1 protein-coding gene is annotated in these 554 nt (G+C 79.8%); it reads right to left on the bottom strand.

Translation table 11 applies throughout. The features are described 5' to 3' along the window. On the bottom strand, positions 1-554 hold a 554-nt coding region (locus ACFW2E_RS38660; protein ID WP_384474280.1), incomplete at both ends, for an ATP-binding cassette domain-containing protein.

Genomic DNA, 554 nt, shown 5'->3' with positions numbered 1-554 from the left:
CACCCCCCTGGCCCCCGGGGCGCCCGGGGCCGGGGGGGCGGCGGGGGCCGCGACGAGAAGACGGGTGGCGCGGGTGTCCCCGGCCGGCAGCGCCCGGGTGATGTGGCGCTCCGTGACCGTGTCCAGGCTGGAGAGGGCGTCGTCGAGGATCAGCAGGCGGCCGCCGTGGGCGAAGGCGCGGGCGAGGCCGAGGCGCTGGGACTCGCCGCCGGACAGGGGAGCGTGGGCGCAGGCGGTGGCGTAGCCGTCGGGGAGGCGGCGGACGAAGTCGTCGGCGCGGGCCCTGCGGGCGGCCTCCGTGACACGGGCGGACGGGGGAGCGTCCAGTCCGAGGGCGATCGTGTCCGCGATCGTCGTGCCGAGCAGGGCCGGGCGGTCGAAAGCATGGGCGACCGCGCCGCGCAGGTCGTCGTGGGTGAGGTCGGGCAGGGGCACCCCGTCGAGCAGGACCTCGCCCGCGTCCGGGTCGGCCAGCCGGCCCGCCAGGGCCGCCAGCAGGGACTTGCCGGTGCCCGAGCGGCCGACCCCGGCCAGCGTCGTGCCGCCCGGCCCCA

Source organism: Streptomyces sp. NPDC058964, assembly GCF_042741275.1.
Taxonomy (GTDB): Bacteria; Actinomycetota; Actinomycetes; order Streptomycetales; family Streptomycetaceae; genus Streptomyces.
This window is presented reverse-complemented; position numbering and strand designations above follow the sequence as displayed.